Genomic DNA, 16507 nt, shown 5'->3' with positions numbered 1-16507 from the left:
TATAGTGGATTAAATTTAAATCAGGACAAGGTGACGAAGCCGCAGACAGTACAGAGAGTACGGAACCGATTCACTTGGTGCGCAGCACCTTAGAGAATCGTTCTCTTTGAGCTAAGGCGAGGCAACGCCGTACTGGTTTAAAGTTAATCCACTATAAATCCGTTACCTGTCTCCCTACCCCACAACCGCGAACCTGAAACAATCAAAAAGGTCGTCTGAAAACGTTAGGCAAAGCTGCTTGCCCGTTTTCAGACGACCTTTTGTTTACGGCTTTGTATTATTCGCCCAAGAGCGCAATATCCGCTACCGCGTTCATCTGTTCTGCCAAACGGTTCAGCAGGTTCAGGCGGTTTTGTTTTACGGCGGGATCTTCCGCCATCACCATCACGCCGTCGAAGAAGGCATCGACCTGCGGTTTGACGGAAGCCAATTCTGATAAGGCGGTCTGGAAATTGCCTTCTGCAACGGCGGCGGCAATTTTCGGCTGCAAGCCTTGCGCGGCGGCGTACAGGGCTTTTTCTTCATCTTGTTGCAGCAGGCTTTCATCGACTTCGCCCAATGCGGCATCGGCTTTTTTCAGCAGGTTTTGCACGCGTTTGTTGGCGGCGGCGAGCGCAGCGGCTTCGGGCAGTTGTTTGAATGCGGCAACGGCTTGCAGTTTGGCGGTCAAATCGTCCAAACGGCGCGGCTGTTTGGCGAGTACGGCGGCAACGATGTCTTGCGGATAGTCGTTTTGTAGCAATACGGCAAGGCGCGCCTGCATGAAGTCGGTGGTTTCAGACGGCGTTTTTTCGTTGAGCAAGCCTTTGGGGAAGCTGTCGAAGGTCGTCTGAATCAGCTCGTTTACGTCCAAACCATACTGCATCAGCATCCGCAGGATACCCAAGGAGGCGCGGCGCAGGGCGTAGGGGTCTTTGTCGCCGGTCGGAATCAGACCGATGCCCCAAATGCCGACCAAGGTTTCCAGTTTGTCGGCCAGCGCAACGGCAGTAGCGACTTTGCCGTTCGGCAGGTTGTCGCCGGCGAAACGCGGTTGGTAGTGTTGCTCGACGGCTTCGGCGATTTCTTCGGTTTCGCCGTCCAAACGGGCGTAGTATTTACCCATCGTGCCTTGCAGTTCGGGGAACTCGCCGACCATTTCTGTCACCAAGTCGGCTTTCGCCAAACGCGCGGCGCGTTCGGCTGCGGCAGCGTCCGCACCCAAAGCTTTGGCGATGTGGGCGGCAATGCTTTGAAGGCGTTCGATACGCTCGGCTTGCGAGCCGATTTTGTTGTGGTACACCACGTTTGCCAACTTGGGCAGACGGCTTTCCAAAGTCGCTTTTTGGTCTTGCTTGTAGAAGAACTCGGCATCAGACAGGCGCGCACGCAAGACGCGTTCGTTGCCTTGAATGATGTGCGACGGGTCTTCGGTTTGCAGGTTGGAGACCAGCAGGAAGCGGTTCATCAGCTTGCCGTTTTGGTCGAGCAGCGGGAAGTATTTTTGGTTTTGCTGCATAGTCAGAATCAGGCATTCCTGCGGCACGGCGAGGAAATGTTCTTCAAAACCGGCTTCCAAAACAACGGGGTATTCGACCAACGCGGTAACTTCGTCCAGCAGGGCTTCATCAGCGGCAACGGTCGCTTTCAGACGACCTGCCTGTTCGTTCAAGGCTGTCTGAATGGCGGCTTTACGCTCGGCAAACGAAGCGACGACTTTGCCTTGCTCGTGCATTTGTGCGGCGTAGCTGTCGGCGTTTGTAATAGTGATTTCGCCGCTGGAAAGGAAGCGGTGTCCCAAGGTTTGATTGCCGCTTTTCAGACCCAAGACGCTGACGTTTACGATGTCGCCGCCGTGCAGCACAATCAGCCCGTGAACGGGGCGCACGAAAGTAAACGTGCTGCTGCCCCAACGCATTACTTTTGGAATCGGCAGTTTCTTAACCGCCTGATTGATAATGTCTTCCAAAAGTTCGCCCAACGGTTTGCCGGTTTGGACGTATTCGTAGGCGTACACGTCCTGCTTGCCGTCGTGGACGATGGTCAAGTCTTCGATTTTTGCCCCAGCACCGCGCGCGAAACCTTCCAAAGCCTTGGTCGGCGCACCGTCTTTCATAGCATTCGCCACGGCAGGACCTTTTTTCACGATTTTCTGATCAGCTTGAATGGCTTTGACGTTTTTGATTTGAACAGCCAAACGGCGCGGCGATGCGTAGGCGGTAAATTCGGCTGTGCCGTCAATCAGTTGTGCTTTTTCCAAGCCTTCGGCAACAGAAGCGGCGAAGTGGTTGCCTAAATTATTCAGGGCTTTAGGGGGAAGTTCTTCGGTAAGGAGTTCGATTAAAAGGGTTTGGGTTGTCATGGGAGACTTTCTGTTTGTCCGTAGGTTCTGCTTATAAAGTCTGCATATACCGTACGGCCTGTATTAATGGATACGCAATAAACGTCGTCTGAAAACCTGTTTCAGACGACGTATCGTTATTTTTTAATCAACGGGAAGCCCAGTTTCTCACGGCTTTCGACGTATTTCTGCGCCACGGTGCGGCTCAGCGCGCGGATGCGGCCGATGTAGGTGGCGCGTTCGGTCACGGAAATGGCGCCGCGTGCGTCTAAGAGGTTGAAGGTGTGTCCGGCTTTGAGGACCAGCTCGTAGGCGGGCAGGGCGAGGCTGGCGTTTTCTTCGGCGAGCAGGCGTTTGGCTTGCGCTTCGTAGTCGTTGAACTGGCGCAGCAGCCAGTCGGCATCGCTGTATTCGAAGTTGTAGGTGGATTGTTCGACTTCGTTTTGGTGGTACACGTCGCCGTAAGTTACTGTATTACCGTCGAGCGTTTTTGCCCAAACGAGATCGTAGACGTTTTCTACGCCTTGCAGGTACATCGCCAAGCGTTCGATGCCGTAGGTGATTTCGCCGAGTACGGGGGTGCAGTCGATGCCGCCGACTTGTTGGAAGTAGGTAAACTGGGTCACTTCCATGCCGTTGAGCCAAACTTCCCAGCCCAAGCCCCATGCACCGAGGGTGGGGTTTTCCCAGTCGTCTTCGACGAAGCGGATGTCGTGGACTTTGGGGTCGATGCCCAATTCGCGCAGGGAATCGAGATAAAGATCTTGGATATTGGCGGGCGCGGGTTTGAGCGCGACTTGGAATTGATAATAGTGTTGCAGGCGGTTGGGGTTGTCGCCGTAGCGGCCGTCTTTGGGGCGGCGGCTGGGTTGGACGTAGGCGGCAAACCAAGGCTCGGGGCCGAGCGCGCGCAGGCAGGTGGCGGGGTGGGAAGTACCGGCGCCGACTTCCATGTCGAAAGGTTGGATGACGGTGCAGCCTTTGTCTGCCCAGAATGTTTGCAGTTTGAAGATGATTTGTTGGAAGGTGAGCATGGCTTATGTTTCGGATTGGGATAAAAGGGGGATTTTACTGTTTTGACGGTGTTTTGGGTAGGTGTACAGGCGGATGGAATGGCAGGTTGGCGGTGTGATTTGACTGTCAATAAATGCGGAAACATGCCACAATGCCGTTATCCTGTTGTCTGTTTTAATCTGTTTTGATTGAATTTGAGGAGTCGCCCATGACCCCGATTTTGGCTTTCGATATTGAAACCGTGCCTGATGTGAACGGCATCCGCCTGTTGTACGATCTACCTGCTTCTTTGCCGGACGATGAGGTCGTCTTGTTTGCCCAGCAGAAACGCCGCGCCCAAAACGGCTCTGACTTTATGCAACACCATCTGCACCAAGTGGTCGCCATTTCCTGCTGTATGCGCTGGGGGCAGGACAAAATCCACGTCGGCACCATAGGCGAAATGCACGACAGCGAAGAGGAAATGATCGCCAAGTTTTTTGACCTTATCGAAAGCCATACGCCGCAACTGGTAAGCTGGAACGGCGGTGGCTTCGACCTGCCCGTCCTGCATTACCGCGCGCTGATACACGGCATTACGGCGGCGCGTTATTGGGATATGGGCGAGGGCGATTTCGGCGACAGCCGCGATTTCAAGTGGAACAATTACATCAGCCGCTACCACAACCGCCATTGCGACCTGATGGACCTGCTCGCCCTGTACCAGCCGCGTGCCAATGTGCCGCTGGACGATATGGCGAAACTTTGCGGCTTCCCCGGCAAGCTAGGCATGGACGGCAGCAAAGTTTGGGAAGCGTTCCACGCAGGTCGTCTGAAAGACATCCGCGATTATTGCGAAACTGATGCAGCAAACACTTATTTGATGTTCCTGCGCTTCCGCCTGATGAGTGGCGCTTTGGACGCGGACGAGTATGAAGTGGAAGTCAAACGGCTGAAGCATTACCTGACCGGACAGGCTCAGGACAAGCAGCATTGGAACGAGTTTGTCGCCGCGTGGCGTTAAACAATAGGTTTGGAAAGGCTATCGTTCCTGCCAACCATAAAGGTCGTCTGAAAAGCAGAATCCGGTATGGATTTTTGTTTTCAGACGACCTTAAACAAAATTAGAACCTACAATGGATTAACTTCAAACCAAAACAACGTTACCTCACCTTAACTCAAAGAGAACACGATTTACTAAGATTCGAAAGCTTAAGGTAAATCAACCGCAGACTCTATACAGCCGACCATTCCTCTACCCTATCCTGCTTTAAAGTGAAATCTCTATAAGTCGTCGTCTGAAAACCAAATAGCTGTCCTCTCCACGTTCGTTTCTTACGCACAAAAAAATACCGGCAAAGCCGGTATTTTTAAAATTTGGCGCGGCGGACGGGGCTCGAACCCGCGACCCCCGGCGTGACAGGCCGGTACTCTAACCAACTGAGCTACCACCGCGCATCATTGTTTTGCAACAATGAAAGGAAAATTGGTGGGTGATGACGGAGTCGAACCGCCGACATTCTGCTTGTAAGGCAGACGCTCTACCAACTGAGCTAATCACCCGAAAATAAAAAATACCGACAATGTCAGTATTTTGAAATTTGGCGCGGCGGACGGGGCTCGAACCCGCGACCCCCGGCGTGACAGGCCGGTACTCTAACCAACTGAGCTACCACCGCGCATCATCGTTTTGCAACAATGAAAGGAAAATTGGTGGGTGATGACGGAGTCGAACCGCCGACATTCTGCTTGTAAGGCAGACGCTCTACCAACTGAGCTAATCACCCTTGTCGCTGCGTTTGCGAAGACGCTATTAAATCAAAAAAGCATCCGCTGCGCAAGCTTTATTTTTCAGTGTATTAGGTATTTCCTTGCAAACTCCAGTTTTCAAAAGAAATAATTTCCTCTTGTTTGCCTGCGACGACCAAAATATCATTCGGTTGCAACTGCAAATCCAAGTCAGGATTTTCTATTCTGCTCGTATTGCGGCGGATGAATAGCAGCTTGATACCTGCATGATCCAAAGGCAAATCACGGATGGTCTTGCCAATGGCGTGGGCTTCTCCGGTCAGTGGGAAGGCGTGGCGGCAGACTGATTTGCCTCCGTCGTCAAATCCATTTTCATCATCGCTGCCGACAAACAAGCCTTCCAAAGAGGCGTAGCGGCTGTGTCGGATGTTGGCAATGGTCTGATAAACATGGTTGAAGGTCGCGCCATTACCCAGCATGGCGTAGCTTGCCAACACCAAGCTGGTTTCTTTAGTGTCGGATACAGCTTCTTCCGCGCCCATATCCGTGAAGGTTTTGACGTAATCGTCATTGGTTGCCCGAACATACACAGGCATGCTCGGATGCAAGGACATGATATTGTCGAGAACATGCTGGGTTTCATGCATATTGTTCAGGGTAATGACCACCATTTTGGCACGCTCCAAACCTGCCGCTTCCAAGACTTCGCGCCGTTTGGCATCGCCGAATGAGACCGGCTCGCCGGCATTGCGTGCCACCTGAACCCTAGCGATATCGAGGTCAAGTGCGAAGAAGGGGATGTTTTCCTGAGCCAATACGCGCCCGACGGTCTGACCGCCGCGTCCGAAACCGATAATCAGAACGTGGTCGGATTTGCTCATGGTTTCCACCAATATGCTGTGCAAATCCAATGCCTTCATGTCCCAGCTTGATTTGACAAAACGGCTGACGATGGCATCGCTGCTGCCTAAGATAAATGGGGCAATAATCATTGACAACAGAATCGCTGCCGTAGCTGCCTGCTCCAGCTCGGGGGACACCATATTGATTTTGCTGGAGATGTTTAACATCACAAAGCCAAATTCGCCGCCTTGTGCCAAATAGAGGGCTGTTTTCAAGCTATCCGCAATCGGATGCTTCATATGCAAAGCGATGAAAAAGACGACCAATGCTTTCAATACCAGCAAAATTGCCAGCAAAATCAGAATCTGCTGCCAGCCGCCGATTAAAGCCTGGATATCCAGTTTCATGCCGACCGTGATAAAGAAGAAACCGAGCAGAATATCGCGGAACGGGCGGATGTCGTCTTCCACCTGAAAACGGTATTCCGTTTCCGAAAGCAACATACCGGCGACGAATGCACCCAATGCCATCGACAAGCCTTCCAGTTCGGTCAGATAAGCTACGCCCAAGGTTACCAGCAGGACGTTGATCATAAACAATTCAGACGACTTGCGTTTGGCGACCATTCTGAACCAGCGCGACATCACCTTGCTGCCGACGACGAATAACACGCCCAGCGTGACCAGCATTTTCAATCCGGCAAGACCCAGCGCGACCCACAGACTGCCTTCTTCGCCATTGCCCGACAATGCAGGAATCAGGATCATCAACGGTACAACGGCAATATCTTGCATCAATAAGACGCCCATCGCCATTTGACCGTGCGGCTGTCCCAACTCGGTTTTTTCGGACAGGATGCGGCTGACAATTGCCGTGGACGACATGGTCATCGCCCCGGCTGCGGCAAACGCCCAATTAAAGTTGACGCCCATCAGCATCAAAATGCCGATAATCGACAGCATGGTCACAATGACCTGCAAACCGCCCAGCCCGAACACCAAACGGCGCATGGCTTTAAGCTTGGGCAGGGAGAATTCGAGACCGATGCTGAACATCAGGAATACGATACCGATTTCACCTAAATAATCAGTGGCATGACCTTGCGGAATCAGCTTCAACATACCCGGACCGGCGATAAAGCCGACCAAAAGATAACCGAGCATGGAAGGGATATTGAATTTACGGCAATAAATCACCGTAATGACGGAAACGAGGAGTACGATAACGATGGGTGCAAGGGAAAAAGTTTCGTGCATAGAGCGGGCGGCCTTGATGTTTGTTGGGAAATGACTGTTTTATTTATGATAGGCCGTCCGAGCGGACGCGGAATAACATTCCGGCATTGTCGGGACGGAGTAGAGATATTGTATCAAAAAACCTTGTAAAATAATGTTCCTACGCAATAAATAATACCGAATAAATGAACATTTCGGATATTTCTGTTTCAGACGACTTGCCAAATAGACTTTTATTCTCTCAATAAAATAAAAACATTAATAGGACATCCTCCATGCCCCCTACCCCTTGTCCATGTTCTTCTTCCCTACCCTACGCTGAATGCTGCTACCCCTTCCATACCCATCAAACTCATCCGCAGACTGGCGAAAAACTGATGCGCTCAAGATACAGTGCCTATGTGTTACATAATATTGATTATATCGTTGCCACCACAGTTCCTTCCCAGCAAAATCTGCTGAATCAAGAAGAAATGCAGCAATGGAGCCGAGAAACCCTTTGGCTGGGATTAGAAGTAATCCACCATACCCTCATCGGCAAACGCCACGCGCAAGTTGAATTTAATGCCCATTTTCAAGATGGAGCTGAAACAGCATGTCATCATGAACTATCTACATTCGTCAATATTGACGGATACTGGTACTTTATTGATCCAAACGTTCCACTCCCGACAATGAAGCAAGCCTGTATCTGCGGTTCAGGAAAAAAATTCAAGGCATGCTGCGGACAATTTTTCAAATAAGGCAGGATACAAAATCACAAAGGTCGTCGAAAAATATATTTCAGATGACCTTTTCATCTTCATAAGGCAACATAAAAAACTTAGATAAAAAAAACCATTCATACCAAGGGAGAAGTATGAATGGCCAATACATTGCGGGAAAACGTCTTACTTGCTGCACCGCCCAAAAGGGATAAAAGAGCGGTGTGTGTCAGCACTTTGCATTATACAAGCCTTAGTATTAAATGCTGTTAAGAAGTGAAATTTTTTGAATAAATTGCTCAGAATATAAGATAAGCGTTAGTTTATTTGGATAAACGGTACATTTTCTATTATTCATATTAGTTAATTTACAACACTTCATTAAATGTAGCTTCATGAAATTAAAATTCACAGCAGCATCCCAAACATTCCTATTACATACCTGCATCTTAAAAACAAGCATCTCCTATTTATTGAAATCCATTTTTTGGAGAGGGTTTCATTATTCTTTTAATAGTTTCAATACTTAGATGTCTCGAGCTTCACACAAAAAAGCCCTGCATTGCAGGGCTTTTTGAGATTCCAAAAAAGAATTAACGTTTGGAGAATTGTTTTGCGCGGCGTGCTTTGCGCAGACCTGGTTTTTTACGTTCAACTTCACGAGCATCGCGAGTAACGAAACCGGCTTGAGACAAGGCAGGTTTCAGAGCAGCGTCGAAGTCAATCAGGGCGCGGGTAATGCCGTGACGGATTGCGCCGGATTGACCGGTTTCACCGCCGCCGATAACGTTGACTTTAATGTCGAACGCTTCAGCGTTTTCAGTCAGAACCAAAGGTTGGCGAACAACCATACGGCTGGTTTCGCGAGCGAAGAATTCGTCAACGGGACGACCGTTTACGATGATTTGGCCGGTACCTTTAGTCAGGAATACACGAGCCACTGAACTTTTGCGGCGGCCTGTGCCGTAGTAGTATTTACCGTTCATGTCGTGTCCTTATTTCAATTCCAAAACTTTGGGTTGTTGTGCGGCATGGGCGTGTTCTGCACCAGCGTACACTTTCAGTTTTTTGATCATTGCGTAACCCAATGGGCCTTTAGGCAACATGCCTTTTACAGCTTGTTCCAAAGCGCGACCCGGGAATTGCTCTTGCATTTCGCGGAAAGTACGCTCGTAGATACCGCCGGGGAAACCGGAATGACGGAAGTATTTTTTGTCTTCGAATTTGGCACCGGTTACACGCAGTTTGTCCGCGTTGATGACGATGATGTAGTCGCCGGTGTCAACGTGGGGGGTGTATTCAGGTTTGTGCTTGCCACGCAGACGGTGTGCGACTTCGGCTGCAACGCGACCCAGAACTTTGTCTTGGGCGTCGATAACGAACCATTCGCGCTTCACCTCGTGGGGTTTCGCTGAAAAGGTTTTCATAGTGGAAATCCAGATAGATATAGAAAGTTGTGAATTTTAAAGATGGGATTGGCTTTTGTCAATCGGATTGGGGTCGTCTGAAAGTGTTTTTTCTATGATGGCGGTTTTATGCTTAGGGAGATGTTGTTTTTAAGCTGGAAAACATTACTGATGATTCAAAATATCGAGATGTGTTTTCAATTTTATGCTTGGTTTTCAGACGACGTCGGAGCCGATGATAAATGAAAGCCATGCCGCACGGGCATGGCTTGATATGGGGAATCCCCGCGAGAGCCGTTTTGGCTGAATCCGCTTGAACCTTGTTGACAAGGCGGTCACCTCGGGCAGCTTCGGGTGCATCTAAGAATAGACACTCGCGCCCACTGCAACTCCCGGCAACCTTAAGCGAACTTATTGGTTCAAAGGAATATATGCCTTCGCGGACACCGCAGGGAAAAAGAAAAATCAGTTTTGTTCCAAACGCGCCAAAGCTTTTTGGCAGGCGTTGTTCATGTCAGTTATTTTACGCTCAAATTCGCCTATTGCCAAATCGTCTTTGAGTGTGATTTTAAGGAGATCGTGGACAACATTGAGCGCGGTCATAATGGCAATTTTATCGCTGCCGACAATGCGTCCGCTCTCTTTGATGGCGGCACTTTTTTTGTTGAGCATATCAACAGCTTGGAGCAGTGTATCTTTTTCTTCGCTCGGGGTGTTGATGGTGAAATTGACATTCATGATGTCGAGGCTGACTTGTTCGATACTCATGGCGTGTCCTTATGATTGCGTTTCTTGCGGCAGGCGGGAAATGAGCTGGCGGATTTTTTCTGCAGCCTGTTCCAATGCGCTGCGGTACTGTTCTTTTTCGGCATTAAGATTGTCGATTTTGCCTTGAAGGTCTTCTTTGAGTTTGCCGACCTGCACAAGCAACGCTTCGCTCAATTCGTCAACGGCGGCTTCGTGTTCGCGCTTTTGTTGTTCATGCTCGAGCTTGAGGCGGTCGATTTCTTCATTAAGGCGGCGGTTTTCACCAACAAGGGTTTCAAATTTTTGGGCCAACTGGTAAACGCTGACTTCCAATGTGTCGAGTGATTGATTCATGTATAGGCTTCCGTATTGCCGCATGGTGGCAGGCGGTCAGGATATTAGGATGATGATGCAGGGATGTCAATCGCTGCCAAATCTTGAGGTCGTCTGAAACTTTTTGGTTTGATGTTTTCAGACGACCTTTGCCGTTCGGTCTTACTCAAAGCGCGCACTGCGCTCCATGAGCCTTTCTGCAACTTGCTGCGGAGTCATTTCTTTGCGGATGAGTTGCAGCAGGGTTTGGGTAATGGGCATGTCGATTTGGTATTTCACAGCAGTGTTAAACACTTCTTCGATGGTGCTGACGCCCTCGGAAACATGGCCGATTTCCACCAACACTTGATGCAGTTCTTTACCTTCTGCCAAACCCAAACCGACACGACGGTTGCGCGAAAGCGCGCCGGTACAGGTCAGGATAAGGTCGCCGATGCCGGCAAGCCCCATCATGGTCTTAGGCTGCGCGCCCATAGCCATGGCAAGACGGGTAATCTCGGCGAGACCGCGCGTCACCAGCGCCGCACGCGCATTGAGTCCGTATTCGAGACCGTCGGAAAGCCCGGTAGCAATTGCCATCACATTTTTGACAGCCCCGCCGACAGCCACGCCGATCACGTCCGTACTACCGTAGAGACGCATTACGTTGGTGTTGAGCTGCGGCACCAATTCCTCGATCCACTCCTGATTTTCTGAGGCGACAACCACGGCGCAAGGCAGTTGTTTGGCGAGTTCTTGGGCAAAGCTCGGGCCTGACAGCACGCCGATTTTTTTGTTCTCAGACAATACTTCTTTCAATACTTGGAAGGTCAACAGCCCTGTGTCTTGCTCAAAGCCTTTGCAGGCAGCGAGGACGGGGACACGGTCGGCATTGTGTTGCTTCAGAAGTTCCGCGCTGCTTCTCAAACCTGCGACAGAAGTTACGACAAGGATAAGCTCGCTGTCTTTGAGTGCATCACCCAAATCGGCGTAAACGTTTAAAGATTCAGGAAAAGGGAAACCGGGCAGGCCGTGTTTGTTTTCACGTTCTGCCTGCAATGTACGGACTTGTTCGGGATTGCGTGTCCAAAGGGCGACTTCGTTGCCGTGGCGGGCAAAGTGCAGGGCAAGGGCTGTACCCCAAGAACCTGCGCCGATGACGGTGATTTTCATTGTATGTCTTCCAACGGTAAATTGTCGTTTAATTTAAACCAATCGGCTTGGCAGTGCAAGCGATAGAGACCTATTCAACATGAAAAACGCATGAAGACGCAGGCGACTATCACATACATTGTCTATCACTATTGAAAAATTGATGTTGATTTACCGCAAAGGCTGAATGGCACTTACCGCCTATACTTCACGGATAAAAAAGCCGGACATATTAAACGGACGCAAATAAAGCGAAATACCACTCCCTATTTTCGTCCGCCATCCATCACGGCAATTAACGGAAACGGTACTTATTCATAATAATATCCACTACAAAAAAGGAATACGCCATGAACCACCGCAACACCCGACTACTCCTGTCGCTTGCCGTTTTATCCGCATTGGCCGCCTGTGGCGGACAAGAAAGCAAGGAACAAAAACCTGCTTCCGCCCCGACCGAAGCCTCTGCCGTTCAGACGACCCCTGACGCAGCTTCAGCAGCGTCCCAAGCCGCCGTTGACAACAATGCTTCTCCTGAAGATCAAGAGCTGCTCAAACGCGCACAAGGTATTTTCAAACCGCTGCCGAGTGCCGAAGAAATGCAGAAACTGCGCCCGTTTACCGAAGAACAGGTCAAACTCGGCCATCAATTATGGTATGAGCCGCGCCTTTCCAAAGGCAACACCGTAAGCTGCAACTCCTGCCACAACCTTGCCACCGCAGGCGTGGACAACCTGCCGACCAGCCAAGGCCATAAAGGATAGTTCGGCGGACGCAACTCCCCGACCGCTTTAAACGCCGCCCTGCTCGGCATGCAGTTCTGGGACGGTCGTGCTGCCGACGTTGAAGAACAAGCCGGCGGACCGTTGGTGAACCCTGTGGAAATGGCAAACGACTCGCAAGAAGCAGCCGCAGCCAAAATCGCCAAAATCCCCGAATATCAAGAACTGTTTAAAACCGCCTTCCCTGAAGACGGCGCAGTTTCCTTCAAAAACATCACCACCGCCCTTGGCGCATTCGAACGCACACTGCTGACGCCGACCAAATGGGATGACTACCTCAAAGGCAACGTCAATGCCCTGAACGAACAAGAGCGCAAAGGCGTGCGCGCCTTTATGGACAACGGCTGTATCGCCTGCCACAGCGGCGTCAACCTCGGCGGCACAACCTTCCAAAAATTCGGTTTGGTTCAAGGTCCGTACTGGAAATTCATCGAAGATCCGAAACACGACAAAGGCCGTGCCGACGTCACCAAAAAAGCCGAAGACGAATTCTTCTTCCGCGTCCCAGGTTTGCGTAACGTCGCCAAAACTTATCCGTATTTCCACAACGGCAGCGTTTGGGAATTGGACAAAGCCGTTACCATCATGGGTAAAGCGCAGCTGGGTAAAGACCTGACTTCGGAAGAAACCGAAAACATCGTTGCCTTCCTGAAAACACTGTCCGGCAGCGTTTCCGACTCCGCCCGCACCGTACCCGAACTGCCTTTGTCTGCACCGATGGAATCCCATCCGAACAATAAATAAGCCGTAGATTTAGGGTAACGGAACCCGTTATCCTAAATTTGTGCCATACCAAACGTCGTCTGAAAAAGTTGTCCTGCTTTTCAGACGACGTTTCGATTTATGGAAACGCAATATAGCTATCCCCTCGATATTCAAGCCATTCATTCCTTGAAATACCGATGTCATCCCTGTTAAGATTTCCAATAAACCCCAATCGTGGTTTATAATCCTCCTCTAACGAAACAGGGGTGCTGCCTGATGTTCAGGCGGCTGAGAAATACCCTTTACACCCGATCGGGATAATACCTGCGTGGGGAGTTTTCACGGATTCTGTCTTTCAAACGGCCTTTTTTTGATATTGAGGCCGTCTGAAAAAGCAAAACGCTCCTGTTTCTTCTTTTCAAACGAGAAAACAGGAGCATTTTTTATGACTACGCCAAAGAAAACCGCCAAAACTTCCGGCAACGAAGCGCGCGAGCTTGCCGACTTGAGCGAAGACATCGGCATCCGCTTCAAATATCCGAACTCGGAGCGCGTGTATCTGCAAGGCAGCCGCGACGACATCCGCGTGCCTTTGCGCGAAATCCGTCAAGACGACACCTACACGGCGCAAGGCACGGAAGCCAACCCGCCGATTCCCGTCTATGACACCAGCGGCGTATACGGCGATCCGGCGGCACACATCGACCTGAAACAAGGTTTGCCGCACGTCCGCACCGCATGGCTGGACGAACGCGGCGATACCGAAATCCTGCCCAAGCTTTCCAGCGAATACGGCATCGAACGCGCGCACGACCCGCAAACCGCCCATCTGCGTTTCAACCAAATCACCCGCCCACGCCGCGCCAAAGCAGGCAGCAACGTAACCCAGCTCCATTATGCCCGCCAAGGCATCATCACGCCCGAAATGGAATTTGTCGCCATACGCGAACGCATGAAGCTGGACGAACTTTTCAGACGACCCGAATACGCCAAGCTCTTGAAACAGCACGCAGGGCAAAGTTTCGGCGCGAACATCCCGACCCATCCCGACCAAATCACACCCGAATTCGTGCGCCAAGAAATCGCCGCCGGACGTGCGATCATCCCCGCCAACATCAACCACCCCGAACTCGAACCGATGATTATCGGCCGCAACTTCCGCGTCAAAATCAACGGCAACTTGGGCAACTCCGCCGTAACCTCCAGCCTGACCGAAGAAGTCGAAAAAATGGTGTGGTCGCTGCGTTGGGGCGCGGACACGATTATGGATTTGTCCACCGGCGCACATATCCACGAAACGCGCGAATGGATTATCCGCAACGCGCCCGTCCCCATCGGCACGGTACCCATCTATCAGGCTTTGGAAAAAACCGGCGGCATTGCCGAAGATTTGACTTGGGATTTGTTCCGCGACACCCTCATCGAGCAGGCGGAACAAGGCGTGGACTATTTCACCATACACGCAGGCGTGTTGCTGCGTTATGTGCCGATGACCGCCAACCGCCTCACCGGCATCGTATCACGCGGCGGCTCCATCATGGCGAAATGGTGTCTCGCCCATCACAAAGAAAACTTCCTCTACACGCATTTCGACGAAATCTGCGAAATCATGAAAGCCTACGATGTGTCGTTCAGCCTCGGCGACGGCCTGCGCCCCGGCTGCATTGCCGATGCCAACGACGAATCCCAATTCGCCGAATTGCACACCTTGGGCGAATTGACTGCCAAAGCGTGGAAACACGACGTACAAGTCATGATCGAAGGCCCCGGCCATGTACCGCTGCAACGCGTCAAAGAAAACATGACCGAAGAGCTGCAACACTGCTTTGAAGCGCCTTTCTACACACTCGGCCCGCTCGTTACCGACATCGCCCCCGGCTACGACCACATCACTTCGGGCATAGGCGCGACCAATATCGGCTGGTACGGCACAGCCATGCTCTGCTACGTTACCCCGAAAGAGCATCTCGGCCTGCCCGACAAAGAAGACGTGCGCACCGGCATCATCACCTACAAACTCGCCGCCCACGCCGCCGACCTCGCCAAAGGCTGGCCGGGCGCACAGTTGCGCGACAACGCCCTGAGCAAGGCGCGTTTCGAATTCCGCTGGCGCGACCAATTCCGCCTCAGCCTCGACCCCGAACGCGCCGAAAGTTTCCACGACGAAACCCTGCCCGCCGAAGGCGCGAAAATCGCCCACTTCTGCTCAATGTGCGGTCCCAAATTCTGCTCGATGAAAATCACGCAGGAAGTGCGCGACTATGCCGACAAGCAAAAAGCCCAGCAGCGGGGCATGGAGGAAAAAGCGGTCGAGTTTGTGAAGAAAGGGGCTGAGATTTACAGTTGATAGAAAGGTCGTCTGAAAATGGTTTTCAGACGACCTTTTGGTTTTATAGTGGATTAAATTTAAATCAGGACAAGGCGACGAAGCCGCAGACAGTACAGATAGTACGGCAAGGCGAGGCAACGCCGTACTGGTTTAAAGTTAATCCACTATATTGGAAACCTGAAATTTTTTGGGCATATAAATCGATTTGCTTCATTTTTGTTTACCGCAGCACCTATCCTCCGCAGCTATTCTACTAAGACAGGCGGGAATTCAACAAAAATTCCAAGAAACAGGTATTTGAAAAAGGTTTACGGAATTCAAAAATAAATTCCCGCCACAATCTGTCCTTACGCAGGCAAAGACTGAAATGCCGACTGATGACAGGTATGGTATGAAAAACCAAATGAACCGGCTAAGCCGACCTTTAAAACCACTCAAGCGGACACAAACAAAAAAGCTGTATTCCCTAAGAAATACAGCTTTTTCAATATCACGATAAACTCGGATTATTCTTCAGAACCGGTGTAAGGACGGATGCTGACAGTTTTACGGTTCAGCGCGCCTTTGGTTTTGAATTCAACATAACCGTCAACTTTGGCGAACAAAGTGTGGTCTTTGCCCATGCCTACGTTGTCGCCGGCGTGGAATTTGGTACCGCGTTGGCGGACGATGATGGAACCTGCCGGAATCAGCTCGTTGCCGTAGGCTTTTACGCCCAGTCGTTTGGCTTCTGAATCGCGACCGTTGCGGGTGCTACCGCCTGCTTTTTTACTTGCCATTTGTAATACTCCTAAGTTTCAAAAATTAGGCGATTGCCACGATTTCGATTTGGGTGAAATTTTGGCGATGGCCTTGGCGTTTTTGGTAGTGTTTACGGCGGCGCATTTTGAAAATGCGTACTTTCTCGCCGCGACCATGGGCTACTACTTTAGCTGTTACTTTTGCGCCTTCGATAAAAGGAGCGCCAACTTTTACAGATTCGCCGTCAGCAATCATCAAAACTTCGGTCAGTTCGATTTGGCTGTCGAGTTCGGCTGGTATCTGTTCTACTTTCAATTTTTCGCCAACGGCAACTTTATATTGTTTGCCGCCGGTTTTTACGACCGCGTACATACTCAACTCCATGAGAATTATGGTTAATATCCCGCACACCATTGTGCGAAACACGGAATTCTATTGCTATTTGCCTGTTTTGTCAAAGTTTATTTCGTTTGTAGGGGTAAGGTCGTC

13 protein-coding genes, 4 tRNA genes, 1 other RNA gene, 2 pseudogenes and 1 riboswitch are annotated in these 16507 nt (G+C 50.8%); of the genes and pseudogenes, 5 read left to right on the top strand and 15 right to left on the bottom strand.

Annotated elements, in window-relative coordinates; translation table 11 throughout:
• Positions 1–277: 277 nt before the first annotated feature.
• Positions 278–2341: a glycine--tRNA ligase subunit beta gene (gene glyS / locus DBY90_RS05965; protein WP_070491395.1), complete on the bottom strand. Its 2064-nt coding sequence runs from the start codon at positions 2339–2341 to the stop codon at positions 278–280.
• Between the two features lie 116 nt (positions 2342–2457).
• On the bottom strand, positions 2458–3354 hold the full coding sequence (gene glyQ, locus DBY90_RS05960; protein ID WP_003744037.1) for a glycine--tRNA ligase subunit alpha: 897 nt from the start codon (positions 3352–3354) through the stop codon (positions 2458–2460).
• A gap of 188 nt (positions 3355–3542) precedes the next feature.
• On the opposite strand from glyQ, the gene DBY90_RS05955 reads away from it, so the two are divergent.
• On the top strand, positions 3543–4337 hold the full coding sequence (locus tag DBY90_RS05955) for a 3'-5' exonuclease (RefSeq protein WP_049228643.1): 795 nt from the start codon (positions 3543–3545) through the stop codon (positions 4335–4337).
• 354 nt (positions 4338–4691) lie between these two features.
• Here the strand turns inward: DBY90_RS05955 and DBY90_RS05950 are convergent.
• From DBY90_RS05950 to DBY90_RS05930, 5 genes are all read right to left on the bottom strand, one after another.
• Positions 4692–4768: transfer RNA gene (locus DBY90_RS05950), tRNA-Asp, on the bottom strand.
• Positions 4769–4800: 32 nt separating this feature from the next.
• Positions 4801–4876: transfer RNA gene (locus tag DBY90_RS05945), tRNA-Val, on the bottom strand.
• 39 nt (positions 4877–4915) lie between these two features.
• A tRNA-Asp gene (locus DBY90_RS05940) sits at positions 4916–4992 on the bottom strand.
• 32 nt (positions 4993–5024) lie between these two features.
• Positions 5025–5100 (bottom strand) — tRNA-Val (locus DBY90_RS05935).
• A gap of 72 nt (positions 5101–5172) precedes the next feature.
• Positions 5173–7161 carry a monovalent cation:proton antiporter family protein gene (locus DBY90_RS05930; RefSeq protein ID WP_049228658.1) on the bottom strand — a complete coding sequence of 663 codons (1989 nt, stop codon included), beginning with the start codon at positions 7159–7161 and terminating at the stop codon, positions 5173–5175.
• 254 nt (positions 7162–7415) lie between these two features.
• Here DBY90_RS05930 and DBY90_RS05925 point away from each other — a divergent pair, with 254 nt between their 5' ends.
• The gene (locus DBY90_RS05925) at positions 7416–7883 is read left to right on the top strand and encodes a YchJ family protein (protein ID WP_083286694.1); all 468 of its coding nucleotides are present in this window, start codon (positions 7416–7418) and stop codon (positions 7881–7883) included.
• Between the two features lie 554 nt (positions 7884–8437).
• On the opposite strand, the gene rpsI is transcribed toward DBY90_RS05925, so the two are convergent.
• The 6 genes from rpsI to DBY90_RS05895 form a co-directional block, all read right to left on the bottom strand.
• Positions 8438–8830: a 30S ribosomal protein S9 gene (rpsI, locus tag DBY90_RS05920; protein WP_003744048.1), complete on the bottom strand. Its 393-nt coding sequence runs from the start codon at positions 8828–8830 to the stop codon at positions 8438–8440.
• 9 nt (positions 8831–8839) lie between these two features.
• Positions 8840–9271, bottom strand: a complete 432-nt coding sequence (rplM, locus tag DBY90_RS05915) for a 50S ribosomal protein L13 (protein WP_003744049.1) — start codon at positions 9269–9271, stop codon at positions 8840–8842.
• Positions 9272–9528: 257 nt separating this feature from the next.
• Positions 9529–9708: non-coding RNA, 6S RNA (gene ssrS, locus DBY90_RS05910), on the bottom strand.
• Positions 9709–9715: 7 nt separating this feature from the next.
• Positions 9716–10018: a cell division protein ZapA gene (locus DBY90_RS05905; protein WP_003744050.1), complete on the bottom strand. Its 303-nt coding sequence runs from the start codon at positions 10016–10018 to the stop codon at positions 9716–9718.
• A 9-nt stretch (positions 10019–10027) separates the two neighbouring features.
• Positions 10028–10351, bottom strand: coding sequence for a hypothetical protein (locus DBY90_RS05900; RefSeq protein WP_003744051.1), 324 nt, complete (start codon positions 10349–10351; stop codon positions 10028–10030).
• Between the two features lie 141 nt (positions 10352–10492).
• On the bottom strand, positions 10493–11482 hold the full coding sequence (locus DBY90_RS05895) for an NAD(P)H-dependent glycerol-3-phosphate dehydrogenase (protein ID WP_070491397.1): 990 nt from the start codon (positions 11480–11482) through the stop codon (positions 10493–10495).
• 329 nt (positions 11483–11811) lie between these two features.
• Here DBY90_RS05895 and DBY90_RS13560 point away from each other — a divergent pair.
• The 3 genes and pseudogenes from DBY90_RS13560 to DBY90_RS12780 form a co-directional block, all read left to right on the top strand.
• Positions 11812–12987 (top strand): annotated as a pseudogene (locus DBY90_RS13560) (cytochrome-c peroxidase).
• Positions 12988–13200: 213 nt separating this feature from the next.
• A riboswitch (TPP riboswitch) is annotated at positions 13201–13300 on the top strand.
• A 93-nt stretch (positions 13301–13393) separates the two neighbouring features.
• Positions 13394–15295, top strand: a complete 1902-nt coding sequence (gene thiC / locus DBY90_RS05885) for a phosphomethylpyrimidine synthase ThiC (protein ID WP_003744055.1) — start codon at positions 13394–13396, stop codon at positions 15293–15295.
• 44 nt (positions 15296–15339) lie between these two features.
• Positions 15340–15447 (top strand): annotated as a pseudogene (locus DBY90_RS12780) (IS5/IS1182 family transposase); the annotation flags it as partial.
• Between the two features lie 336 nt (positions 15448–15783).
• On the opposite strand, the gene rpmA reads toward DBY90_RS12780, so the two are convergent.
• Complete coding sequence (gene rpmA / locus DBY90_RS05880; RefSeq protein WP_002212328.1) at positions 15784–16056, bottom strand: 50S ribosomal protein L27; 273 nt, start codon at positions 16054–16056, stop codon at positions 15784–15786.
• 25 nt (positions 16057–16081) lie between these two features.
• Entirely contained in the window at positions 16082–16390 is a 309-nt protein-coding gene (rplU, locus tag DBY90_RS05875) for a 50S ribosomal protein L21 (RefSeq protein WP_003763980.1), read from the bottom strand.
• Positions 16391–16507: the final 117 nt, after the last annotated feature.

The organism is Neisseria mucosa (assembly GCF_003044445.1).
GTDB lineage: Bacteria > Pseudomonadota > Gammaproteobacteria > Burkholderiales > Neisseriaceae > Neisseria > Neisseria mucosa_A.
This window is presented reverse-complemented; position numbering and strand designations above follow the sequence as displayed.